18 protein-coding genes and 1 pseudogene are annotated in these 22765 nt (G+C 70.0%); 13 read left to right on the top strand and 6 right to left on the bottom strand.

Annotation, left to right across the window (positions count from 1 at the left end):
* Positions 1–98: 98 nt before the first annotated feature.
* A complete protein-coding gene (locus JYK04_RS06980; protein ID WP_189734003.1) occupies positions 99–914 on the top strand; it encodes a sulfite exporter TauE/SafE family protein in 816 nt (271 codons plus the stop codon).
* A 320-nt stretch (positions 915–1234) separates the two neighbouring features.
* Here JYK04_RS06980 and JYK04_RS06985 read toward each other — a convergent pair whose 3' ends face one another.
* A complete protein-coding gene (locus JYK04_RS06985) occupies positions 1235–2641 on the bottom strand; it encodes a serine hydrolase domain-containing protein (RefSeq protein ID WP_189734005.1) in 1407 nt (468 codons plus the stop codon).
* A 473-nt stretch (positions 2642–3114) separates the two neighbouring features.
* On the opposite strand from JYK04_RS06985, the gene JYK04_RS06990 reads away from it, so the two are divergent.
* Together JYK04_RS06990 and lysA are read left to right on the top strand one after the other, a co-directional pair.
* Positions 3115–3450 (top strand): SAV_915 family protein, encoded by a 336-nt coding sequence (locus tag JYK04_RS06990; protein ID WP_189734007.1) that lies wholly within the window; start codon positions 3115–3117, stop codon positions 3448–3450.
* 12 nt (positions 3451–3462) lie between these two features.
* The gene (lysA, locus tag JYK04_RS06995; protein ID WP_189734009.1) at positions 3463–4797 is read left to right on the top strand and encodes a diaminopimelate decarboxylase; all 1335 of its coding nucleotides are present in this window, start codon (positions 3463–3465) and stop codon (positions 4795–4797) included.
* Between the two features lie 133 nt (positions 4798–4930).
* Here the strand turns inward: lysA and JYK04_RS07000 are convergent, their stop codons facing one another.
* The 3 genes from JYK04_RS07000 to JYK04_RS07010 all read right to left on the bottom strand — a co-directional run bounded on the left by JYK04_RS07000 (position 4931) and on the right by JYK04_RS07010 (position 11039).
* Positions 4931–6868: an APC family permease gene (locus tag JYK04_RS07000; protein ID WP_189734011.1), complete on the bottom strand. Its 1938-nt coding sequence runs from the start codon at positions 6866–6868 to the stop codon at positions 4931–4933.
* Positions 6869–7089: 221 nt separating this feature from the next.
* Positions 7090–8988, bottom strand: a complete 1899-nt coding sequence (gene kdpB, locus JYK04_RS07005; RefSeq protein ID WP_229875031.1) for a potassium-transporting ATPase subunit KdpB — start codon at positions 8986–8988, stop codon at positions 7090–7092.
* Positions 8989–9134: 146 nt separating this feature from the next.
* The gene (locus JYK04_RS07010; protein ID WP_189734013.1) at positions 9135–11039 is read right to left on the bottom strand and encodes an APC family permease; all 1905 of its coding nucleotides are present in this window, start codon (positions 11037–11039) and stop codon (positions 9135–9137) included.
* Between the two features lie 244 nt (positions 11040–11283).
* Between JYK04_RS07010 and kdpF (JYK04_RS07015) the strand changes: the two genes are divergently transcribed.
* From kdpF (JYK04_RS07015) to JYK04_RS07050, 8 genes are all read left to right on the top strand, one after another.
* Positions 11284–11373, top strand: a complete 90-nt coding sequence (kdpF, locus tag JYK04_RS07015; RefSeq protein ID WP_189734015.1) for a K(+)-transporting ATPase subunit F — start codon at positions 11284–11286, stop codon at positions 11371–11373.
* Between the two features lie 34 nt (positions 11374–11407).
* Positions 11408–11773 carry a hypothetical protein gene (locus tag JYK04_RS07020; protein ID WP_189734017.1) on the top strand — a complete coding sequence of 122 codons (366 nt, stop codon included), beginning with the start codon at positions 11408–11410 and terminating at the stop codon, positions 11771–11773.
* A gap of 241 nt (positions 11774–12014) precedes the next feature.
* Positions 12015–12104 (top strand): K(+)-transporting ATPase subunit F, encoded by a 90-nt coding sequence (gene kdpF / locus JYK04_RS07025; protein ID WP_037690508.1) that lies wholly within the window; start codon positions 12015–12017, stop codon positions 12102–12104.
* A gap of 6 nt (positions 12105–12110) precedes the next feature.
* The gene (kdpA, locus tag JYK04_RS07030; protein WP_189734019.1) at positions 12111–13775 is read left to right on the top strand and encodes a potassium-transporting ATPase subunit KdpA; all 1665 of its coding nucleotides are present in this window, start codon (positions 12111–12113) and stop codon (positions 13773–13775) included.
* On the top strand, positions 13772–15877 hold the full coding sequence (gene kdpB / locus JYK04_RS07035) for a potassium-transporting ATPase subunit KdpB (protein ID WP_189734021.1): 2106 nt from the start codon (positions 13772–13774) through the stop codon (positions 15875–15877). Before kdpA ends, kdpB (JYK04_RS07035) begins: the two co-directional genes overlap by 4 nt.
* 3 nt (positions 15878–15880) lie before the next feature.
* Positions 15881–16558 (top strand): potassium-transporting ATPase subunit C, encoded by a 678-nt coding sequence (locus JYK04_RS07040; RefSeq protein ID WP_189734023.1) that lies wholly within the window; start codon positions 15881–15883, stop codon positions 16556–16558.
* A 98-nt stretch (positions 16559–16656) separates the two neighbouring features.
* Positions 16657–17346 carry a response regulator gene (locus tag JYK04_RS07045; RefSeq protein WP_189734025.1) on the top strand — a complete coding sequence of 230 codons (690 nt, stop codon included), beginning with the start codon at positions 16657–16659 and terminating at the stop codon, positions 17344–17346.
* 37 nt (positions 17347–17383) lie between these two features.
* Entirely contained in the window at positions 17384–19930 is a 2547-nt protein-coding gene (locus JYK04_RS07050) for a sensor histidine kinase (protein WP_189734027.1), read from the top strand.
* 546 nt (positions 19931–20476) lie between these two features.
* Here JYK04_RS07050 and JYK04_RS41060 read toward each other — a convergent pair.
* Positions 20477–20641 (bottom strand): hypothetical protein, encoded by a 165-nt coding sequence (locus JYK04_RS41060; RefSeq protein WP_229875063.1) that lies wholly within the window; start codon positions 20639–20641, stop codon positions 20477–20479.
* Here JYK04_RS41060 and JYK04_RS41065 point away from each other — a divergent pair.
* Positions 20637–20882, top strand: a pseudogene (locus JYK04_RS41065) (SDR family NAD(P)-dependent oxidoreductase); the annotation flags it as partial. The gene JYK04_RS41060 and the pseudogene JYK04_RS41065 sit on opposite strands and share 5 nt — an antisense overlap.
* Positions 20883–21172: 290 nt before the next feature.
* On the opposite strand, the gene JYK04_RS07060 reads toward JYK04_RS41065, so the two are convergent.
* Positions 21173–21481, bottom strand: coding sequence for a hypothetical protein (locus JYK04_RS07060; protein ID WP_189734029.1), 309 nt, complete (start codon positions 21479–21481; stop codon positions 21173–21175).
* Between the two features lie 54 nt (positions 21482–21535).
* Between JYK04_RS07060 and JYK04_RS07065 the strand changes: the two genes are divergently transcribed.
* A complete protein-coding gene (locus JYK04_RS07065) occupies positions 21536–22267 on the top strand; it encodes a MerR family transcriptional regulator (protein WP_189734031.1) in 732 nt (243 codons plus the stop codon).
* Positions 22268–22765 lie beyond the last annotated feature (498 nt).

The following is a 22765-nucleotide window of genomic DNA, read 5'->3' on the forward strand; positions in this document are numbered from 1 at the left end:
GGAGGTCCGGACGAATCCGGGACCGGGGCCCGGTTCCTTCCCCCGAAGCTGGAGCCGGGCCATCGCGGAAGAGCCTGCCACCGGGAAGGATTTCCGCCATGAGCACCGACCGACATCTCGTCCCGCTACGTTCGACACACTCGACGCCCCTGGTGTTCGCTGCCGGAGCGGCCATCGGTGTGCTCGGCGGGATGATCGGTCTGGGCGGCGCGGAGTTCCGCCTGCCGCTGCTGATCGGCCTCTTCGGGTTCGCCGCGCTCTCCGCGGTCATCCTGAACAAGGCAATGAGCCTCGTCGTGGTCCTGGTCGCGCTGCCCGCCCGCATGGCGGCCGTCCCGGCCTCCGAAGTCGCCGCGCACTGGCCCGTGGCGGCAAACCTGTTGGCCGGGAGCCTGCTGGGCGCGTGGGCCGGGGCATCGTGGGCGGTACGGATGCGCAGCTCCACCCTCTACAAGGTGCTGGCCGCGCTGATGGTCCTCATGGCCGCCGCCCTGGTGATCACCCACACCACCACCCTGGGCACCCTCGCCCTCCCCCCGGTCGCGCAGGTGCCGCTCGGGGTCGTCGCGGGCTTCGGCATCGGGGTGGTCGCGGCCATCATGGGTGTCGCCGGCGGCGAGCTGCTGATTCCGACGATCGTGTTGCTGTTCGGCCTGGGCATCAAGACGGCCGGAAGCATGTCCCTGCTGGTGTCGCTGCCGACCATGCTGGTCGCCTTCGCCCGCTACAGCCGAGACGGCAGCTTCGCCGTCCTCGGCGCCAACCGGCGATTCACCCTGGTCATGATCGCCGGCTCGATCACAGGGGCCGTGCTGGGCGGGCTCCTGCTCGGGGTGTTCTCGGACCTGGTGCTCATCCCCGCCCTGGCTGTGATCCTGCTCGTCTCCGCAGTCAAGCTCGCCCGTCACACCTGACTCGGCCCTCACGGCTCCGCTTGACCTTCGAGCCAGACGGACGGTTTACCGTCGCAGGCGCCCGGCTGCTGAGCGTGCCGGTCTTCGCCGACGGCGTGCGCCGGCGGACTGCGCCTGCTGTTCACCGTCCTGGCCGTCCTGGCCGTGGCCGTCGCCTCCACCCCGCCCGAACGGCTCGGCCGGACCATGGGATCAGCCGAGCTCGGTCGCGAACTCGGCGACGCCGGAGGCCCCCTCCCCGTTGCCGCAGTCGCCACGCCCCACACGACGACGTCCTCGTCGCGTCTCCGGGGGCGACGAGGACCGTGTGAGGGCCTCGGTCACGCGGAGGCGGTGGGTGCCTTGTTGAAGATCCGGCCGCCGAGGTCGATGCCGGCGATGGCACCGCTAGCGTCCCGGGAGAAGAAGCCGCGCTGCCCTTGCAGTCCACCGGCGGTAACGATGAACTCGTCGCCGTCGCCGGGCAGCAGGCCCATGTCGGCCGGCTCGTGGTCCGCCGGCATCTCGAAGTCGGCCGCCTCGCGGATCTCCGGCTTGATCGCGGCCGCGATGGCCAGCGCCGCTCCGTCGACGGCGACGGTGAGCGTCATGACGTCGTTCTCGTAGGTCCCGACGACCTCCCCGGCCCGCGCCTCGTCGTACGGCAGTGGCTCCGGGTCCTTGTCCACGACGCCGAGGTAGTGCTCCAGGGCCCAGCGGACGGCACTGCGGTTGAAGGGGATGCCGGTCGGGCCCGCGTTGGCCATGGCGACGACCGCGAAGTTCCGCTCGGGCACGATCACCAGCTCGCAGAACTGGCCGTTGGCCGAACCGCCGTGCTCGATCGTCCGCACGCCGTCCACCTCGCGCAGGAACCAGCAGATGCCGAAGCCGTCGCCGAGATTGCTGCCGCGCAGCTCGACCGTCTGCTCCCGCATCCGGTGCAGCAGCTCGGCCGGCAGGAGCCGCTCGCCGTTCTCCCTGAGGCCGTCGCCGAGCTGGAACCGCGCCCAGGCCAGGACGTCCGCCGCTGAGGACGCGAGACCCCCTCCGGGGTTGTTGCCCCGGGTGAGCCGCCACTCCTTCGCGACGGCCAGGTTGCCGTCCTCGTCGGCGTTGTGGCCCACGGCGAACCGCCGGGTCATGCCGTCGGCGGTGCCGAAGAAGCTGTTCGACAGTCCCAGCGGCTCGAACAGGAGCGAGGCGATGGCCCGCTCGTACGTCAGGCCCGTGGCGTTCTCCAGGACGCGCCCGAGCAGGTTGTACGCGGCCTGGCTGTACGAGGCCCGGGCACCGGGCTCGCCGATGAACTCCAGCCCGGCCATCCTCGCCACGAAGGCGGCAAGGGCGTCGTCACCGTCACCGGTGTCGGCGATGATGTTCCAGCCCAGCCCCGAGGTGTGGTTGAGCAGGTTCAGGACGGTGATCTCGGCCGCGGCCTTCTCGTCCGCGAGGACGAGCTCGGGAACGTACCGGCGCACCGGCGCGTCCAGTTCGACGCGGCCGTCGGCGACCAGCCGCATCAGCGCCACCGCCGTGAAGGTCTTCGTCGTGGAGCCCACCTGGAACAGCGTGTCCTCGTCCACGGGCAGCGGGTTGTCCAGGCTGGTCACTCCGTGACTCACGAAAGTCTCGCGGCCGTCCGCCCACACGCCGATGGTGACGCCGGGGATACCGAACCTCGTTGCGGCCTGCTCGACGAACGCGGCCGGCTCGGTACGGGACTTCTCGGTGCTGTGGGCGTTCATGGGGTTCTCCTGATCGGATGGATGTCGTCGTTCTCGATGACCCCGACGATGCCCGGGCCCGCTGACGGACCACTGATCGCACGCTGACAGCGGGAACGCGCCGCCTGCTGTTGCTCAAGGAGTCGGCTCGCGCGGGTCCAGCGGAATCCGCCAGGCATCGCGACGGGTGTACGGATTCCAGCTCGGGCCGCCGGGCCCACGAGGGCGATACCGGGTGGCACGGCGCTGAAGGCGGGCTTCTGCTGCCGTCCTGTGCAACGCGGTCGGACTCCCCGGGCGGCCCGTGACAGCGAGCGACGCCGACCGACGCCGACCGTCAGCGATCCGTATGGACTCGGCGGGTCGTCGTCAAGGTCCCGTCATGGGATGGCGAAAGGTGCGGGAACCCGGGGATAGCTTCGATGTCGCGCCCCGGCCTGCCTCCCCGCACCCGGGGCCTCCACTGCCACTCGTGGTTCCTCTGGGAGGGCCCCATGTGTTTGTTCCAGTACGAAGACGACCCCGAGCCCGAGGAACGCGTCCCGGCCGGACCCCTCTGCGTGCCCGTCCGGCCGGGGACCGCGGAGGTGGTGCTCCGGATGTTCCGCACCCCTCTGGGCGACCGCACCGCCGTCGGTTTCACCCGCCCCGACCTCCTGGCCGCCACGCTCGGCGCGGAGCAGCCCTGGATCCGGCTGTCCGAGTCCGCGCTCCGCGCGTTGGCCTCCCCGCTCGGCGCGTGCCCGCTGACGATCGACCCGACCTTCACCGCTCCCGCCGTCACCCCGGTGCCGGCTCGAACGGCCGACATCGCGGTCCGCGCTCTCTGAGAGGGAAGTCCGATGACCACTGCCGTACTCTCCGAGGTCGCCACCGGCACCGACGACCTGTCCATATGGCCAGCGTCCACGCAGCGGCTCCCGCACGGCGGCCTGGCCGTCGGCGGCGTGTCGCTCGCCGAGGTCGCCGAGCGGTTCGAGACCCCGGTCTACGTCCTGGACGAGGGCGAGGTGCGCGGGCGCTGCCGGACCTACCGGGACGCCTTCCCCGACGCCGATGTCCACTACGCCGCGAAGGCCTTCCTCTCCCGCGCGATGGTGCGCTGGGTGCAGGAGGAAGGGCTGGGCCTGGACGTCTGCTCCGCCGGGGAGCTGGAGCTCGCCGTCACCGCCGGGTTCCCGCCCGAGCGGATCGTGCTGCACGGCAACGCCAAGTCGCCCCGCGACCTGGCGGCGGCGCTGCGGCTCGGCGTCGGGCGGATCGTCATCGACGGTCCCTCCGAGATCGCCCGCATCGCGGCCGCCATCGGCCCCGAGGGGCACCAGAAGGTCATGGTGCGGGTGGTCCCGGGCGTCTCGGCCGGCGGCCACGACAAGATCCGCACCGGTACGGACGACCAGAAGTTCGGCCTGTCCCTCACCGACGGGGGCGCGCAACACGCCATCGCCCGGATCCTGAGCCAGCCGCAGCTCGAACTGACCGGCCTGCACTGCCACATCGGCTCCCAGATCACCGACGGGAAGCCCTACCTGGTGGCCCTGCGCCGCATGGTCGGGTTGATGGCCCGCATCCGTGACACGCACGGCATCGTCCTGCCCGAGCTGGACATGGGCGGCGGCCACGGCATCGCCTACCGGCCCGGCGAACCCGCCCTCGACCTCACCACGCTGGCGCGTCGGCTGCGCGCCGAGCTCGTCGAAGGCTGCGCCGCCGCCCGGCTGACCGTCCCCAGGCTCCTCATCGAGCCCGGACGAGCCGTCGTCGGGCCCGCCGGAGTGGCCTTGTACCGGGTGCTCGCCGTCAAGCACACCGGCGAGAAGGTGTTCGTCGCCGTCGACGGCGGCATGAGCGACAACCCCCGCCCCGCCCTGTACGGGGTGCGCTACGCGCCCCGCCTGATCGGCCGGCAGTCCACTGCCGGTGCCCGCACGGCCACGGTCGTCGGCCGGCACTGCGAGGCCGGCGACATCCTCGCCGCCGACGTGGAACTGCCGGGCGACATCCACCCCGGAGACCTGCTGGCCGTACCGGTGGCCGGCGCCTACCAGCTGTCCATGGCCTCCGGGTACAACCTCGTCGGACGGCCCGCGGTCATCGCGGTCCACGAGGGCTCGGCCCGGACCCTGGTCCGGCGCGAGACGTTGGAGGACTTCCGCAGCCGGGACATCGGCGGGTAGGGCCGGTCTCGTCGATCCGGCGGAGCATGCCGTGGAGTGCCGGTCTACGGCCGGTATACGAGCTCGATCAGCATCGCGGCGATGACGCCCCGGACCCCGATCCCGAGCAGCCACCGGGCGTCGAGGACGGCGGTCAGCCGGCGTGGACGTGGGGGCGGCGGGCCCGGTCGGGTTCGGCTTCGCGGATGACTTCGCGGGTGACGGGGGCGACCTCGCCCTGGCCGAAGAGGAAGAAGCGCAGGAAGTTGGCCATCGGGTTGCCCTCGGTCCACTCGAAGTAGATGTGCGGGCGCTGGCCGGTCTCGTCCCGGACGTGGAGGAGGAGGGCCGCGAGGGCGTTGGGGATGCTGGAGCTCTCCAGGGTCAGGACGCGGTAGCGGTCGTGGAGGACCTCTCCGCGTACGCGCATGCCCGATTCGAACTCGGATGCGTCCAGGACGGTGACCTCGACGAACATGACGTCGTCGTCGGCCGGGATGTCGTTGTCCGCGCGGATCTGCGCCTTCTTCTGCCGGTACTCCTCGAAGTCCCGGTTGTCGGGCTCGTTGGCGATGAACCGGATCGTGCGGTTGGCGGTGTCGCGGATGAACCGCTGGGCCATGTCGTCGAACTCGATGTGCGTGACGCGCAGCTCGAAGACGCGGGCGAGGCGGGAGAGGAGGGACAGCGCCATGATGCCGGCGATGAAACAGGCGCCGATCTTCACGCCGTCGGGGCGCTCGACCACGTTGACGGCGGTGGTGTAGATGAAGACGGCGGAGATGATGCCGAAGCCGATGGTCCAGCCGCGTTCCCCCGCCCGGCGGGCGGCGATGGTCACGGCGACCGCGGCCGAGGTGATCAGGACGAGGACACCGGTGGCGTAGGCGCCGCCCTGCGCGTCGACGTCGGCGTTAAAGATCCAGGTCACGAGGAACGCGATCAGGGTGAACACGATGACCATGGGGCGCAGGGCGCGGGCCCAGTGCGGGGCCATGCCGTAGCGGGGCAGGTAGCGCGGCATCAGGTTGAGGAGGCCGGCCATCGCGGAGGCGCCGGCGAACCACAGGATCAGGATCGTGGAGATGTCGTAGACGGTGCCGAAGGCGGAGCCGAGGTACTCGTGGGCGAGGTAGGCGAGGGCGCGGCCGTTGGCCTCGCCGCCCGGCTCGAACTGGGCGGCGGGGATCAGCAGGGTGGTGATCAGGCTGGAGCAGATCAGGAAGATGCTCATGATCACGGCGGCTGTGGTCAGCAGCTTCTTCGCACCGCGGATCCGGCCGGCGGGCCTGGCTTCGGTGTCGTCGGGATCGCCCTTGACGTGCGGCATGACCGCCACACCCGTCTCGAAGCCGGACAGGCCCAGCGCGAGCTTGGGGAACACGACGAGCGCGATGGCGATCATCATGAACGGGTTGCCGTGCTCGGCGGTCAGCGCGGTCGTCCAGTCGGTGATGACCTGCGGCTGCGTGAACACGTTCCACAGCCCGACCGCCACCACGACCACGTTCAGGCCGAGATAGGTGGCCACCAGGACCACGGCCACGCCGATGGCCTCGCTGAACCCCTTCAGGAACACGGCGCCCAGGAGCGCGATCAGGATCAGGGTGATCAGTACCTCGTGGCCGTGCAACGTGCTGGTGAGGTGCGGGTTCTCCACCATGTGCGCGGTCGCGTCCGCGGCGGAAAGGGTGATCGTGATGAGGAAGTCGGTCGCCGCGAACCCGAGCAGGGTCAGGACGAACAGCTTCCCCTTCCAGAACGTCAGCAGCCGCTCCAGCATCGCGATGGACCCCTCGCCGTGCGGGCTCTCCTCCGCGACCCGCCGGTAGACGGGCAGCGCACCGAAGAGGGTGAGCAGCACGAGCACGATCGTCGCCAGCGGCGACAGCAGCCCGGCCGCGAGGAACGCGATGCCGGGCTGGTAGCCGAGGGTGGAGAAGTAGTCGAGACCCGTCAGGCACATCACCCGCCACCACGGCCGGCCGTGCGGCTGGGCCGCCGCCTCCTTGGCAGCGGGCGAACTGTTCTCGGCGGTCAAGCCTTCCAGCATCCACGCGCGCAGGCGCGACGTGCGGGCAGGGGTGGCCATCGTGGGGGGCTCCTGTCGTACGCAAAGAATCAGCCATCGACACCGACGGCTGAGCAAGCGTACGCAAACTGATCCTTTATGCACGCGCGCGAGCAAACCCTGACGCGTCCTTAACGCGAACAGGACCACCTGTGGCGTAGTGAGAGCACTCACGCTCCATCGGAGGCGAAGCCGTGGACGGCAACACCGACCGCAGTGGCCGGTCGTGCCCTTGACCGATGTCAGCCGAGCCCGGGGATGGTGGAGACCACGAGATCGATGAGCTTGATTCCGACGAAAGGCAGGATCAGGCCGCCGAGGCCGTAGACACCGAGGTTGCGGCGCAGCAGGTCGTGTGCGGAGGCGGGCTTGTAGCGGACGCCGCGCAGGGCGAGCGGGATGAGGGAGACGATGATCAGGGCATTGAAGATGATCGCCGAGGTGATGGCGGAGGTCGGGCTGTGCAGGCCCATGATGTTCAGGGCTTCGAGTCCCGGGTAGGCCGCGGTGAACATGGCGGGGATGATCGCGAAGTACTTCGCCACGTCATTCGTGATCGAGAAGGTGGTCAGGGCGCCACGCGTGATCAGCAGCTGCTTGCCGATCTCGACGATGTCGATGAGCTTGGTGGGGTTGGAGTCCAGGTCCACCATGTTCCCGGCCTCCTTGGCGGCCGAGGTACCGGTGTTCATGGCCACACCCACGTCGGCCTGGGCCAGTGCGGGGGCGTCGTTCGTACCGTCGCCGGTCATCGCGACGAGCTTGCCGCCCGCCTGCTCCCGCCTGATGAGGGCCAGCTTGTCCTCGGGGGTGGCCTCGGCAAGGTACTCGTCGACGCCGGCCTCGACGGCGATGGCGCGGGCCGTCAGCTCGTTGTCGCCGGTCACCATGACCGTACGGATCCCCATGCTCCGCAACTCCGCGAAGCGCTCCCGGATCCCGTCCTTGACCACGTCCTTGAGATGGATGATCCCGAGCACCCTCGGGCCGTCCCAGTCGTGGACCGCCACCAGCAGAGGCGTGCCCCCGGACTGCGACACGGTGGCCGACCACTCCGCCGCTTGCGGCGGTACGGTCCCGCCGCGCGCCACCACCCAGTCGCAGACCTGCGTCACCGCGCCCTTGCGGATGGCGCAACCCGCGCCGTTGTCCCAGCTCAGGTTCACACCGCTCATCCGGGTGCGGGCACTGAACTCGGTGAAACGGGGATTGCCGAGGTCCGCCGCGGCCGCCGGCTGCAGTCCGTACTGCTGGGCGAGGGCGACGACGGAGCGGCCCTCGGGCGTCTCGTCGGCGAGCGAGGACAGCTGGGCGGCGTCCGCCAGCTTGATGTGATCCACGCCGGGCAGGGGGATGAAGGCTGCGGCCTCCCGATTGCCGAGGGTGATGGTGCCGGTCTTGTCGAGGAGGAGGGTGTTCACGTCCCCGGCGGCCTCGACCGCGCGTCCGCTCATCGCGATGACGTTCCGCTGGACGAGCCGGTCCATGCCCGCGATGCCGATCGCCGACAGGAGAGCGCCGATCGTGGTCGGGATGAGGGTGACGAGGAGGGCGACCAGGACGGTCGTGGACTGTGCGGCGTGCGCGTAGGCGGCCATCGGCTGGATGGCGACGACCACCAGGATGAAGATGACGGTGAGTGCGGCCAGGAGGACGTTCAGCGCGATCTCGTTCGGGGTCTTCTGCCGGGTGGCGCCCTCGACCAAGGCGATCATCCGGTCGATGAAGCTGTTGCCGGTGCGCGAGGTGACCCGTACGACGATCGAGTCGCAGAGCACGGTCGTGCCGCCGGTGACCCCGGACCGGTCGCCGCCCGATTCCCGTAAGACGGGAGCCGATTCGCCGGTGACGGCCGACTCGTCCACCATCGCGGCCCCGTCGACCACATCGCCGTCGGCCGGGATCAGCTCGCCGGCTTCGACGAGCACGAAGTCGAAGGGCTGGAGCTCGGCCGGCGTGACCACCTCGGTCTCCGCGTGGTTCAGGTTCGCCCCGTACGTCCAGCGGTTCAGCCGCACCGCGACCGTGTCCGTACGCGCCTTGCGCAGCGACTCCGCCTGAGCCCGGCCCCGGCCCTGGCGGCCCCGGCGTCTCGTGGCCAGGGTGCGGGAGAGGGCGTCGCCGCCGGGGACCGTCTCCATGGACCCCCTCGGCCGTCATGTGAGCATTCGAGGTCCCCGGCAGCGCAACAGGCAGGAAACTACCGCCTGTTCTGCAGGAGGGGCCCAAGTGGGCGCAGGAATTGGCACCTTGTTGACGGCGGCGGACGAGACGCGTCAAGCCGCCGTCAGAGGCGCATCAACACACTTCGGCGCGCGTCGGCCGTGATGCGGAAGCGCAACCGGCAGATCACGGCGTCGGTGTCGCGGCGGACGGCGTGGGCGACGACGGAGCCGCGCTGGTTCTGGAGCAGCCGCTGCCACAGGTGCGCCGGTTCGGTTTCCGGGATGAGGACGGTGACCTGGGCGTACGGGTGGGTCTGCGCGAGCTTGCGTACGTACGCCGATACGGGGCGGCCCAGCGAGCGGGTCTCCGAGGAGAGCTCGATCAGCTCGACGCCGGGTTTCCACAACTCCCAGTCCCGGCGCAGGGCTTCGGTGGCCTGCCGGTCCTCGGCCGTGGGGTGGGTGACGGTCACGGCGAGGACTTCGTCGCCGAGCGAGCGGGCGGCGGTGAGGGCCTGGCAGGTCAGGCGGGACAGACCGGAGACGGGGACCACGACCACGGAGCGGGAGCGATGCGGGGCTTGGGGAACCCGGCCGAGCTCCAGACGTTCGCCGATCTCGGCGTAGGCCCGGTGGATCTTCTCGAAGCCGAGAACGAGCAGCGGCAGCGCGACGACGATCAGCCAGGCGCCCTCGGTGAACTTGGTGGCAGTGACGACGACGGCCGAGACACCGGTCAGCAGCGCGCCGAAGCCGTTGAGCGCCGCCTTCGCCTGCCAGCCGCGCGGCCGCTCCCCGTACCAGTGCCTGACCATGCCGACCTGGCAGATGGTGAAGCCGACGAAGACGCCGATCGCGAAGAGCGGGACGAGGGTGTTGGTGTCGCCGCCGGAACAGACGAGCAGCAGGGCGGAGACGAGGGCCAGCCAGACCACACCGTGGCGGTGGACCTGCCGGTCGGCCTTGAGCGCGAACACGTGCGGCAGGTGGTTGTCCCGGGCCAGCAGGCTCATCAGCACGGGCAGTCCACCGAAGGAGGTGTTCGCGGCGAGCGCGAGCAGCACCATGGTGGCGAACTGGACCACGTAGAAGGCCGCGTTGTGCCCGAAGGAGGCGTCCGCGAGCTGCGCGAGCACGGTCACGCCCTCGACCGGCTGGAGGTGGAAGCGCCCGATCAGGATCGACAGGCCGATCAGCATCACGCCCAGCAGCGCGCCGAGGGCGACCTCGGTGCGCTGCGCCCGGCGGGCGGCCGGAGCCCGGAACGACGGCACGGCGTTGGCGACGGCCTCGACGCCCGTCAGGGCGGAACAGCCGGCGGCGAAGGCCTTCAGCAGCAGGAGCGCGCCGACCGCGGTGGCGCCCTCCCCGAGCGCGGAGGCGTGCCCGGCAGCGGAGGCGGTGCTGACCGGGCCGTCGCGGAAAAGGCCGACGACGACCATCGCGAGGATCGACCCGACGAAGACGGCGGTGGGCACGAGGAAGGCCTTGGCGGACTCCACGACCCCGCGCAGGTTCACCGCGGTGACCAGAACGAGGACACCCAGGCAGATCCACACCCGTTCCCCGTACAGCTCCGGGAACGCCGAGGTCAGGGCGGCCACGCCGGCCGTGACGGACACGGCCACGTTCAGCACGTAGTCCAGGATCAGCGAGGCTGCGGCCACCAGGCTCGTACGCCGGCCGAGGTGCCGCTTGGCCACCGCGTACGAGCCGCCGCCGTCCGGGAACGCGGCGATCACCTGCCGGTACGAGGCCACCAGCACCGCGAGCAGTGCGGCGATCGCCAGGGTGACGGGAAGGGTGAAGCCCATCCCGTAGGCACCGGCCGCCGCCAGCACCAGCACGATCGACTCCGGCCCGTACGCCACGGACGCCATCGCGTCCAGCGACAGCGCCGCCAGTCCCTGGAGGGCGGTCAGCCGGTGATGGTCCCCTGCCGCGGGCGTGCCCACGCCGGTATCAGGAGGCTCCTCCGCGCCCGGGGCCTGTCCTGCCGTGCTCGGCTTTCCCATGTCTATGGACATCTTTCGCTGTTCCTCCGTTGGACAAAGTGAGGACAGCGTCCGAACGCCGTGGCCGGATCGCCAGTGTTCTTGGCGCTGTTCATACGGCCGCCGCGCCAGTCTTCACGTGCCCTTGATGCCTCGGCGGAAAGGTCGTATGAGGTGCGTCAAGACCTCGCGGGGGAATGTGGCCGCCCCTCCCGAGAGGGGCAGGGTTGACAGGGGCACCACCCGTCGCCCCACCCAGAAACGGGAGAAGGTTCAGATGGATGCGGAGAACGTGGTCGGGCTGCTCATCGCCCTCGCTCTGCTCGGTTATCTCGTGGTCGCACTGATCAGGCCCGAGAAGTTCTGATTCGAAACCCTCTTGTCCGGACAGGGGGGTTCACATGTCCGGGTACCGACTCCACGACACCGTCGCCCTGCTCGCGGCGCTCGTGGCCCCCTTCCTCGTGGCGCTCGTGCCCGTGCCCTTCCGTACGGATCTGTCGGCGACGAACGCAGCTCTGATCCTTGTCGTCTCAGTGGTCGCGGTTGCCGCCCACCTGGCGCGCCTCGAAGGAACCGCCCGGCCGGCCGAGGACGGCCGTTCGCCGCAGCTGCGGGTCGTCGACGGCGGACACCACTACGGCCGCTTCCTGCTGGATCCCCTCCCCGGCCCGCTGGCCTCCGAACAGGACCTGCTCGTAGCCGTCGCGCCGGCCGCGCAGGCGGGCTCGGCCCTGGACACGGCGGGGCTGTCCCACCAGGCCTGACCGGGCCTTTTCCGGCGCATTCCGTCAGGGCGGCGTTAAGAGTTCCGCTGCGCTCGTATGGACCCCGTCAAAGCGTCTTAACGCCGGGATGAAGACACGGTTGTCTCGTCATCGGCCATCTGGCCGATTCATTTTCTTCCCACTTCATCCAGGAGCTCACGGTGGCCGATCTGGCCTTCGTCGTCACCACGGTCGCGGTGTTCGCGCTGGTGGCTCTCATCGCCCGGGGGGTGACCAAGCTGTGAACGCCGAAAACATCGTCGGCCTCGTCGTGGCCGTCTCCCTGCTCGGATACCTCATCCTCGCCCTCGTGTACCCGGAGAGGTTTTAGCCACCGATGAGTCCCGTTCTCGCTGGTGTGCTCCAGCTACTCGCACTGATGGCCGCGCTCGCGCTGGCCTACCGCCCCCTGGGCGATTACATGGCCCGGGTCTACTCCTCCGAGAAGCACTACAAGCCGGAGAAGTGGATCTACAAGGCCATCGGCGCCAACCCGTCGGCCGAAATGCGCTGGCCCGCCTACCTGCGCGCAGTCCTCGCCTTCTCCACGGTCAGCGTCCTCTTCCTCTACGGCCTCCAGCGCGCCCAGGGCATCCTGCCCGGCTCGCTCGGCTTCGCCGCGATCGACCCCGACCAGGCGTTCAACACCGCGGCCTCGTTCGTCGCGAACACCAACTGGCAGTCGTACTACGGCGAGCAGGCCATGGGCCACGTCGTACAGACCGGCGGCCTGGCGGTCCAGAACTTCGTCTCGGCAGCGGTCGGCATGGCCGTCGCGGTGGCGCTCGTACGGGGCTTCGCGCGCTCCCGCACCGGAGAGCTCGGCAACTTCTGGTCCGACCTGGTGCGCGGCACCCTCCGCATCCTGCTGCCGATCTCGGTGATCGGCGCGATCGTCCTGGTCGCCTGCGGCGCGATCCAGAACTTCGCCGGCATCCACGAGGTCGGTCAGTTCATGGGCGGCAGCCAGCAGTGGAACGGCGGCGCGGTGGCCTCGCAGGAGGTCATCAAGGAGCTGGGCACCAACGGTGGCGGCTACTTCAACGCCAACTCGGCCCACCCCTTCGAGAACCCCACCCCGTTCTCCAACCTCTTCGAGATCTTCCTCATCCTCGTCATCCCGTTCGCGATGACCCGCACCTTCGGCCGCATGGTCGGCAACCTGCGCCAGGGCTACGCGATCCTCGCCACCATGGGCGTCATCTGGGTCGGCTTCACCGCGCTGATGATGTGGACCGAGTTCGCCCACCACGGTCCGGCGCTACAGGCCGCGGGCGGGGCGATGGAGGGCAAGGAGACCCGCTTCGGCGTCGGTGCCTCCGCGATCTTCTCCGTCGCCACCACGCTCACGTCGACCGGTGCGGTCAACTCCTTCCACTCCTCCTACACCGGTCTGGGCGGCGGCATCCAGCTGCTGGGCATGCAGCTCGGCGAAATCGCGCCCGGCGGTACCGGCTCCGGCCTCTACGGCATGCTGATCATGGCGATCATCGCGGTCTTCATCGCCGGCCTGATGGTCGGCCGCACCCCCGAGTACCTGGGCAAGAAGATCAGCACCCGCGAGATCAAGCTCGCCGCCTGCTACATCCTCATCACCCCCGCCCTGGTCCTCTGCTTCACCGCCGCGGCCATGGCCCTGCCCACGCCGGGCGACTCGATGGCGAACCCGGGGGCGCACGGCTTCTCCGAGGTCCTGTACGCCTACACCTCGGGCGCCAACAACAACGGCTCCGCCTTCGCCGGCCTGAACGCCGACACCCAGTGGTTCAACAGCACCATCGGCATCGCCATGCTGCTCGGCCGCTTCCTGCCCATGGTCTTCGTCCTCGCGCTGGCCGGCTCGCTGGCCGAGCAGAACCCCGTCCCCGAGACCGCGGGCACCCTCCGTACCGACAAGCCGCTCTACACGGGCCTGCTCGTCGGCACGATCCTCATCATCACCGGTCTGACCTACTTCCCGGCCCTGGCGCTGGGTCCGCTCGCCGAAGGGCTCGCATCATGAGCACCGCCACACCCACCAGGGCTCCGCACCAGGACGTGCCCACCGGACACAAGCCGGGCGCCGGACGCGTGGGCGGCGGCCTCTTCGATCCGAAGCAGCTGCTGAAGTCCTTCCCGGACGCCGTACGCAAGCTCGACCCCCGGATCATGATCAAGTCGCCCGTGATGTTCGTGGTCCTGATCGGGTCGGTGGTCACCACCGTCCTCGCGATCAAGGAGCCGACGGACTGGTTCGGCTGGGCGATCACCGCCTGGCTGTGGCTGACCACGATCTTCGCCAACCTCGCCGAGGCCGTCGCCGAAGGCCGCGGCAAGGCCCAGGCCGACACCCTGCGCAAGGCCAAGACCGACTCCGTCGCCCGCCGCCTGACCCAGGACGGCAAGGGCGAGGAGCAGGTGCCGGGCACCGACCTGCGGATCGGCGACCTGGTGGTCTGCGAGGCCGGCGACATCATCCCGGGCGACGGTGACGTCGTCGAAGGTGTCGCGTCGGTGGACGAGTCCGCCATCACCGGTGAGTCCGCGCCGGTCATCCGCGAGTCCGGCGGCGACCGGTCCGCGGTGACCGGCGGTACGAAGGTGCTCTCCGACCGGATCGTCGTCAAGATCACGACGAAGCCCGGCGAGACCTTCATCGACCGCATGATCGCGCTCGTGGAGGGTGCGGCCCGGCAGAAGACGCCCAACGAGATCGCGCTGAACATCCTGCTCGCGTCCCTCACGATCGTCTTCCTGCTGGCCGTCGTCACCCTGCAGCCGTTCGCGATCTACGCGGGTGCCGAGCAGTCGATGATCGTCCTGACGGCCCTCCTGGTCTGTCTGATCCCGACCACCATCGGCGCCCTGCTCTCCGCGATCGGCATCGCCGGCATGGACCGCCTCGTCCAGCGCAATGTCCTCGCCATGTCGGGGCGCGCGGTGGAAGCCGCCGGCGACGTGTCGACCCTGCTGCTCGACAAGACCGGCACGATCACGCTGGGCAACCGTCAGGCGTCCGAGTTCGTCCCGGTCAAGGGGACGACGGAGGCCGAGCTGGCCGACGCGGCCCAGCTGTCGTCGCTGGCCGACGAGACGCCCGAGGGCCGCTCGATCGTGGTCCTGGCGAAGGAGAAGTACGGGCTGCGCGAACGCCACCAGGGCGAGCTCGCCCAGGCCGAGTGGATCGCGTTCACCGCCCAGACCCGTATGTCGGGCGTCGACGTGGACGGCCGCAAGACCCGCAAGGGCGCGGCCGGTTCGGTCATGACCTGGGTCAAGGAGCAGGGCGGCCAAGTCTCGGACGACGCCGACCTCCTCGCCAACCGCATCTCCGAGGCCGGCGGCACCCCGCTCCTCGTCGCCGTCGAGGACGAGAAGGGCGCCCGGATCCTGGGCGTCATCCACCTCAAGGACGTGGTCAAGGAGGGCATGCGCGAGCGGTTCGACGAGCTGCGCCGCATGGGCATCAAGACGATCATGATCACGGGTGACAACCCGTTGACGGCCAAGGCCATCGCCGAGGAGGCGGGTGTCGACGACTTCCTCGCCGAGGCCACCCCCGAGGACAAGATGGCCCTCATCAAGCGGGAGCAGGCCGGCGGCAAGCTCGTCGCCATGACCGGCGACGGCACCAACGACGCCCCGGCGCTCGCCCAGGCCGACGTCGGCGTGGCGATGAACACGGGCACCTCGGCCGCCAAGGAGGCCGGGAACATGGTGGACCTGGACTCCAACCCGACCAAGCTCATCGAGATCGTCGAGATCGGCAAGCAGCTGCTGATCACGCGGGGTGCGCTGACCACGTTCTCCATCGCCAACGACGTGGCGAAGTACTTCGCGATCATCCCGGCCATGTTCGCGGTCGTCTACCCGGGCCTCGACAAGCTCAACATCATGGGCCTGGCCTCGCCCGAGTCGGCGATCCTCTCGGCGGTCATCTTCAACGCGCTGATCATCATCGCGCTGGTACCGCTCGCCCTCAAGGGCGTGCAGTACAAGCCGACCAGCGCCGACAAGATGCTCCGCCGCAATCTGGGGCTGTACGGCGTGGGCGGTCTGATCGCCCCGTTCATCGGAATCAAGATCATCGACATGCTCATCTCCCTCATCCCCGGAATCGGCTGAGCCATGAACAACTCCGTAGGAAACACCGCTCGTCTGCTGTGGGCCGGTCTGCGCGCGCTGCTGGTTCTGACGATCGTCTGCGGCGTCCTGTACCCGCTGGCCGTCACCGGCATCGCACAGGTCGCCTTCAACGACAAGGCCAACGGCTCCGAGATCAAGGACAAGAGCGGCCAGGTCGTCGGCTCCTCCCTCATCGGACAGACCTACAACCTGCCCAAGGCCAACCCCGACGACCCGGAGGAAGCCGCCAAGCCGGACCTCAAGTGGTTCCAGCCGCGCCCCTCCAACGGCCTCGGCTCCAACAGCGTCAACACGCAGTACGCGCTGATCCTCTCCGGCGCCACCAACAAGGCCGCCGACAACCCGGACCTGGTCAAGCTGGTCGAGGAAGCCAAGGCCGCGGTCATCGCGGACAACACGACGGCCTCGTACACGGTCAAGCCGCAGGACGTCCCGGCCGACGCCGTCACCTCCTCCGGCTCCGGCCTCGACCCGAACATCTCCCCCGCCTACGCGAAGATCCAGGTCCACCGCGTCGCCGAGCAGAACAAGCTCGACGTCAAGCAGGTCGAGAAGCTGGTGGAGCAGAACACCGAAGGCCGCACCCTCGGCTTCATGGGCGAACCGCGCGTCAACGTCCTCGAACTCAACACCGCGCTCAAGGCCCTGACCAAGAGCTGATGTCCGTCATCGCACGGACCGGGAGCCGGCAGGGCGCGGAATGCTCGCGCCCCGCCGGCTCCTTCCCGTGCCCGCAACGAAGGAAAGGCTGCACACCGATGACCCGGGTGCTGGTGGTGGAGGACGACCCTCAGCTCGTCCGCGCACTGAAGATCAATCTCCAGGCGCGCAAGTTCGAGGTCGAGGAGGCCTCCGACGGCGGCTCGGCCCTGCAACTCGCAGCCGCCCGCAAGCCGGACGTCATAGTGCTGGACCTCGGCCTGCCCGACATGGACGGCATCGACGTCATCAAGAGGGTCCGCGACTGGAGCCGGGTCCCCATCCTGGTCCTCTCCGCGCGTCACACCTCGGAGGACAAGATCCGAGCGCTGGATGCCGGCGCGGACGACTACGTGACGAAACCGTTCAGCATGGACGAGCTCCTGGCCCGGCTGCGGGCGGCCGCCCGCAGGCAGGAACCGACTGCCGACTCCCAGGCCGACAAGGTCACCCTGGTCACGACCGACGAGTTCACCGTCGACCTCGTCGCGAAGAAGGTCCACCGGGGCGGACGCACGGTACGGCTGACCCCGACCGAGTGGCACCTGCTGGAAATCCTCATCACCCACCCGGGCCGGCTGATCACCCAAAGCCGGCTGCTGCTGGAGGTCTGGGGGCCGACCTACGGGGAGAACACCAACTACCTGCGCGTCTACATGGCCCAGCTACGGCGCAAACTGGAAGCGGACCCCTCCCACCCCCGGTACCTGATCACCGAACCAGGCATGGGTTACCGCTTCGAACCCTGATCACCCGCCCGATCGTCAACAGAAGAAGAGTCTGAACATGGGACGCGGCAAGCTCCGCATCTACCTCGGTGCGGCACCGGGCGTCGGCAAGACGTACGCGATGCTGTCCGAGGCGCACCGCCGGGTCGAGCGGGGCACCGACTGCGTCGTCGGCTTCGTCGAGCACCACAGCCGTCCGCGCACCGAGGTGATGCTGCACGGCCTCGAACTCATCGAGCGACGCGAGCTGGACTACCGCGGCTCCACGTTCACCGAGATGGACGTGGACGCGATCCTCGCGCGGCGCCCCGCCGTCGCGCTGGTGGACGAGCTCGCGCACACCAACGTCCCCGGCTCGCGCAACGCCAAGCGCTGGCAGGACGTCGAGGAGCTCCTCCAGGCCGGCATCGACGTCGTCTCCACCGTGAACATCCAGCATCTCGAATCACTGGGTGACGTGGTCGAGACGATCACCGGCGTCCGCCAGCGGGAGACGGTCCCCGACGAGGTCGCGCGCCGCGCCGACCAGATCGAGCTCGTCGACATGTCCCCGCAGGCCCTGCGCCGCCGCATGGCGCACGGCAACGTCTACAAGCCCGACAAGGTCGACGCGGCCCTGTCGAACTACTTCCGGCCCGGGAACCTGACCGCGCTGCGCGAGCTGGCCCTGCTGTGGGTCGCCGACCGGGTGGACGAGTACCTCCAGGAATACCGCGGCGAGCACAACATCCGGTCCACCTGGCAGGCGCGCGAGCGGATCGTCGTCGGGCTGACCGGCGGACCGGAGGGACGTACGCTCATCCGCCGCGCGGCCCGGCTCGCCGAGAAGGGCGCGGGCGGCGAAGTCCTCGCCGTCTACATCGCCGCCAGCGACGGGCTCACCTCCGCCTCGCCCAAGGAGCTCGCGGTCCAGCGGACCCTGGTCGAGGACCTCGGCGGCACCTTCCACCACGTCATAGGCGACGACATCCCCGACGCCCTGCTGGAGTTCGCCCGCGGGTGCAACGCCACGCAGATCGTGCTGGGCGTCAGCCGCCGGCGCTCCTGGCAGTCCGTCTTCAGCCCCGGCGTCAGCGCCACCGTCGCCCGCGAGTCCGGACCCGACCTCGACGTCCACATCGTCACCCACGACGAGGCCGCCAAGGGCCGCCGCAGCCTGCCCGTCGCCCGCGGCGCGCGCCTCGGCAGACCCCGCATCATCTGGGGCTGGCTCACCGGCCTCGCCGGCCCCGCCCTGCTCACCGTGCTGCTGAGCCAGCTCGTGCCCGAGCTCGGTCTCGCCAACGACATGCTGCTCTTCCTCACCTTCACGGTGGCGGCGGCACTCCTCGGCGGGCTGCTCCCCGCGCTCGCCTCGGCGGCGTTCGGGTCCCTGCTCCTGAACTACTACTTCACCCCGCCGGTCCACAAGCTCACCATCTCCGACCCCAAGAACATCGTCGCCATCGCGATCTTCGTCGGCGTGGCCGTGTCGGTGGCCTCCGTGGTCGACCTGGCCGCCCGGCGCACCCACCAAGCCGCCCGGCTGCGCGCCGAGTCCGAGATCCTCTCCTTCCTCGCCGGCAGTGTCCTGCGCGGCGAGAACTCCCTCGACGCGCTCCTCGAGCGGCTTCGCGAGACCTTCGCCATGCAGTCGGTCGTGCTCCTGGAGCGCACGAGCGAAGTCGATCCCTGGACGACGGCGGCATCCGTCGGCACCGGCACGGTCGTCCGCCCCGAGGACGCGGACGTGGACCTGCCCATCGGCGACACCATGGCCCTCGCCCTGACCGGCCGGGTCCTGCCCGCCGAGGACCGGCGCGTGCTCGGCGCCTTCGCCGCCCAGGCAGCCGTCGTACTCGACCGCCAGCGGCTCGTCGACGAGGCAGAGAAGTCCCGTGAACTCGCCGAGGCCAATCGCATCCGTACGGCGCTGCTCGCCGCGGTCAGCCACGACCTGCGGACCCCGCTCGCCGGCATCAAGGCCTCCGTCACCTCGCTGCGCTCCGACGACGTCGAGTGGTCCGAGGCGGACAAGGCCGACCTCCTCGAGGGCATCGAGGACGGCGCCGACCGCCTCGCCGCACTGATCGGGAACCTCCTGGACATGTCCCGCCTCAACACCGGCACCGTCGTCCCCCTGATCCGGGTGACCGACCTCGACGAGGTCGTCCCGATGGCCCTGGGTGGCGTACCGGAGGACAGCGTGGACCTCGACATCCCCGAGACCCTGCCCATGGTCGCCGTCGACCGCGGTCTGCTGGAGCGGGCCGTGGCCAACATCGTCGAGAACGCCGTCAAGTACAGCCCCGCCGGCCAGCCCGTCCACGTCTCCGCCAGCGCCTTGGCCAGCCGCGTCGAGCTGCGCGTCGTCGACCGCGGGCCCGGGGTCCCGGACGAAGCCAAGAACCGCATCTTCGAACCCTTCCAGCGCCACGGCGACGCTCCACGCGGGGCCGGCGTCGGCCTCGGCCTCGCCGTCGCCCGCGGCTTCACCGAGGCCATCGGAGGCACCCTCACCGCCGAGGACACCCCCGGCGGCGGCCTCACCATGGTCATCACCCTCCCCATAGCGGGGGACGGCCCTGCGGTATCGCCGGAGCTCCCGGCGTCCGCGGTCACCTGACGCCGAAGCGACCGGCGCGGCCACGCCGCAGCGCTCCCTGAGTGCGGGATGACGACAGGAACACGCGAGCCGTCCGGCCCCGGTGTCCCCACACCGGCGAGCCGGACGGCTCATGTGTTGTGCGACGGGTGACCGACACGCGGTCGCACAGGCCCGTACCCCCACGGTGGGACCTTGTGCCGCTCCGGACGGTGTTCAGGTCACCGCCCATCAGCCGCGTGCCGCCGGTCCGTCGTCCGGCTCCGTCGCCCCACCAGTCTGTGCCTGGCGGACGGTCCTGGCAGCACCCCTTGACGGGTTCCTTCCGCACAGAAGTCGATCTTTGACGCGGTCCTGATGGGCGGGCATCAGAAGGCCGTCAAGGAGCCGGTCGGCGCTTGCCTCCGCGTCCCCGATGCGATGGGATTGCGCCATGAACAGCGGTCCGCGCTACGCCGATCGGCCACCGAATCAGGTGGAGCCGACGGCGCCTGCTGTCCGCCCGGCCCTCTGACCTCGGCCGCGCGTCTTCCGCGTACCTGCCACCAGTCCCCTGACGGCCGCTGATCAAGGCTTCGCACGCTTCCTCACCGCCGACTCGCCGAGCGCGGCGCCACCGTCCTCCTCCACGGCCGCACGCCCGAGGAGGCCCAGGCCGCCGCCGGGCTCGTTGCCACCGCCGGTGTGGACGACGCCCGTCTCCGGCCGCCCGCCGCCGACTTCGTGCGTCACCGCCGTCTCCGTCAACCCCGGCGTGTGCGAGACCGGTCTCCTGCCGATGTACGGCCACGAGGGCGCCCCCGCCGCCGAGGGTGCCCAGCACGTCGCACGGCTCTGCGACCCGGGCACGGAGATCGTCAACCGCGCCTACTACGACCGCTCCGAGCGCGTCGCCCCGGCCCCCGCCGCCACCGAGGACCGCACCGTCAAGCGCCTCAACAAGCTCGCAGGCCTCCTCGTCGGCAACACCGCCCGAAGGGGATCCGCGGACGTGTCCAAGCACGCCCGCAAGAAGAGGGCCCGCCGCAAGAAGGGCTCCAGCCACGGCAGCAAACCCTGCTGCTGATCACCAACCCACCCCGTGGGGCGGCCCTCCGACAGGTTCGCCCCACTTCCATGCCGCAGCAGGGAAGGCCCGTGATCAACCTGCCGTCCCACCGACTGCCGGCCCGCGATGAGCCGGATCCACCGCACCTGGGACGGCCCCGCGGCAACCGGAAGAGCAGCCACGGGATGACCCGGTGGCCACTGTCCGAAGCGCGACTACAGCGGCCGGTCGGATCCTCCGTCCCCGTGCCCCTCGGCCGGCGCCCTCAGCAGCCGATCCAGCTCGTTCCCCGCCTCGTCGTACCCGGCATCGGAGATCCGTTGCAGCTCCCGCAGGTCGCCGGTCGCCACTGCGCGCCGAGTGAGCAGGAGTCCTGCGTGCACGCATCCCTCATCCAACAGCTCGCCGAGCTCCACGAAGTCGCCGACTGCGTCGGCCAGGTCGGCCAGCCGGTCCAGAGCGGTCTCGCTCCCCTCATCGGCCAGCTCGCGCAGGGTCTCCCGATCGATGTTCATGTTCGTCATGACGCCATGCTGCAACCCTGCCCCTGGGGAAAGGTCAAGTGGGACGATGACCAGGTGATCACCATCGGGCAGCTGGCCAAGTACGTCGGAGTGTCGACCAAGACCATCCGCGTCTATCACGACAAGGGCCTGCTCCCCGAACCCGACCGCGACGCGTCCGGCTACCGCCGGTACGGCGCGAACGACGCCATCGAACTGATCAAGATCCGGACGCTCGCCGAAGCCGGCGTCCCGCTGGCCCGTATCCGGGACCTGAGATCAGCGACCCACGAGGGCTTCCAGCAGGCGCTGCGCGAGATCGACGACGACGTCACCGCCCGCATCCATGGTCTGCGGGCCACGCAAGAGCGCCTGCGCCGGCTCGCCGCCGGACAGTTGGCACCGCTGCCCGCCGAGGTCGGCGCCCATCTGGAGCACCTGGCCCGCTGGGGATTCACGCCTCGATGGGTGGATCTGCAACGCGATCTGTGGATCCTCGTGTTCGCCACCCAACCGGACCGCGCGATCGCCCTGTTCCACGACCAGGCCGAGACCACGGCCGACCCGGTACTACGGCAGCTCTACCTCGACTACGACCACGCGTACGACCTCGAAGCCGACGACCCCCGGATCGACGACCTCGCCCGCCGGATCGCCGCGGCGACACGGGAACGCTACGGCCCCGACGCCCTACCCGGGCTGGACGCGGCCTCCGAGATCCCCGCCCTCATCCAGGGCACGGTCAACGCCGCGTCCCCGGCTTGGCAGCGGCTCGACGCGCTCATCCGCGCGCAACTGGGCGTATGACCGGCGCGCGCCGCGGGCTGCGGGGCACATGTGGGCGGAGCCCTCTTACCGGAACTCGGCCGGTCGGAGCCCGGGTGGTCAGTGCCCTGCGGCCCTCGCGGACGGCGAGGTCGAAGTGGCTCTGGTTGATGGCGGTGACATGGTCCAGCGCCTTCGTCCACTCCCCGAAGCGGGCGTTGGGGGTGTCCGATGCCCAGCCGATACAGAAGACCGTCGCCTCCTGCTGCTTACCTTCGGCCACCGGCTGTCGGAAGGTCCGGTCGTCGCGCTGGTGGACGGCATACGCCTCGACCGTCTTCTCGGCGGCTTCCCGCTCCCGCGCGAAGGTGATGTCGTCCAGTTCGCCGCGGTACTCGCCGGTGAACCGCTTGTCCTCGTGGTTGCTTCGGTAGGTGGCCCACGTGTCGGCGGGCTTGCGGGCCTCCGGGAGCCGGTACTCGGATCAGCAGCCCGGTAGCGAGCAGCACGCACACGGCACGGGCGACGGCGTGGTGAGTG

Source organism: Streptomyces nojiriensis, from assembly GCF_017639205.1.
Lineage (GTDB): Bacteria > Actinomycetota > Actinomycetes > Streptomycetales > Streptomycetaceae > Streptomyces > Streptomyces nojiriensis.

Bases quoted from the DNA above. Each gene is read 5' to 3' on its own strand.
- JYK04_RS06980 (WP_189734003.1), top strand. From the start codon at position 99: ATGAGCACCGACCGACATCTCGTCCCGCTACGTTCGACACACTCGACG.
- JYK04_RS06985 (WP_189734005.1), bottom strand. From the start codon at position 2,641: ATGAACGCCCACAGCACCGAGAAGTCCCGTACCGAGCCGGCCGCGTTC.
- JYK04_RS06990 (WP_189734007.1), top strand. From the start codon at position 3,115: ATGTGTTTGTTCCAGTACGAAGACGACCCCGAGCCCGAGGAACGCGTC.
- lysA (WP_189734009.1), top strand. From the start codon at position 3,463: ATGACCACTGCCGTACTCTCCGAGGTCGCCACCGGCACCGACGACCTG.
- JYK04_RS07000 (WP_189734011.1), bottom strand. From the start codon at position 6,868: ATGGCCACCCCTGCCCGCACGTCGCGCCTGCGCGCGTGGATGCTGGAA.
- kdpB (WP_229875031.1), bottom strand. From the start codon at position 8,988: ATGGAGACGGTCCCCGGCGGCGACGCCCTCTCCCGCACCCTGGCCACG.
- JYK04_RS07010 (WP_189734013.1), bottom strand. From the start codon at position 11,039: ATGTCCATAGACATGGGAAAGCCGAGCACGGCAGGACAGGCCCCGGGC.
- kdpF (WP_189734015.1), top strand. From the start codon at position 11,284: ATGGATGCGGAGAACGTGGTCGGGCTGCTCATCGCCCTCGCTCTGCTC.
- JYK04_RS07020 (WP_189734017.1), top strand. From the start codon at position 11,408: ATGTCCGGGTACCGACTCCACGACACCGTCGCCCTGCTCGCGGCGCTC.
- kdpA (WP_189734019.1), top strand. From the start codon at position 12,111: ATGAGTCCCGTTCTCGCTGGTGTGCTCCAGCTACTCGCACTGATGGCC.
- kdpB (WP_189734021.1), top strand. From the start codon at position 13,772: ATGAGCACCGCCACACCCACCAGGGCTCCGCACCAGGACGTGCCCACC.
- JYK04_RS07040 (WP_189734023.1), top strand. From the start codon at position 15,881: ATGAACAACTCCGTAGGAAACACCGCTCGTCTGCTGTGGGCCGGTCTG.
- JYK04_RS07045 (WP_189734025.1), top strand. From the start codon at position 16,657: ATGACCCGGGTGCTGGTGGTGGAGGACGACCCTCAGCTCGTCCGCGCA.
- JYK04_RS07050 (WP_189734027.1), top strand. From the start codon at position 17,384: ATGGGACGCGGCAAGCTCCGCATCTACCTCGGTGCGGCACCGGGCGTC.
- JYK04_RS07060 (WP_189734029.1), bottom strand. From the start codon at position 21,481: ATGACGAACATGAACATCGATCGGGAGACCCTGCGCGAGCTGGCCGAT.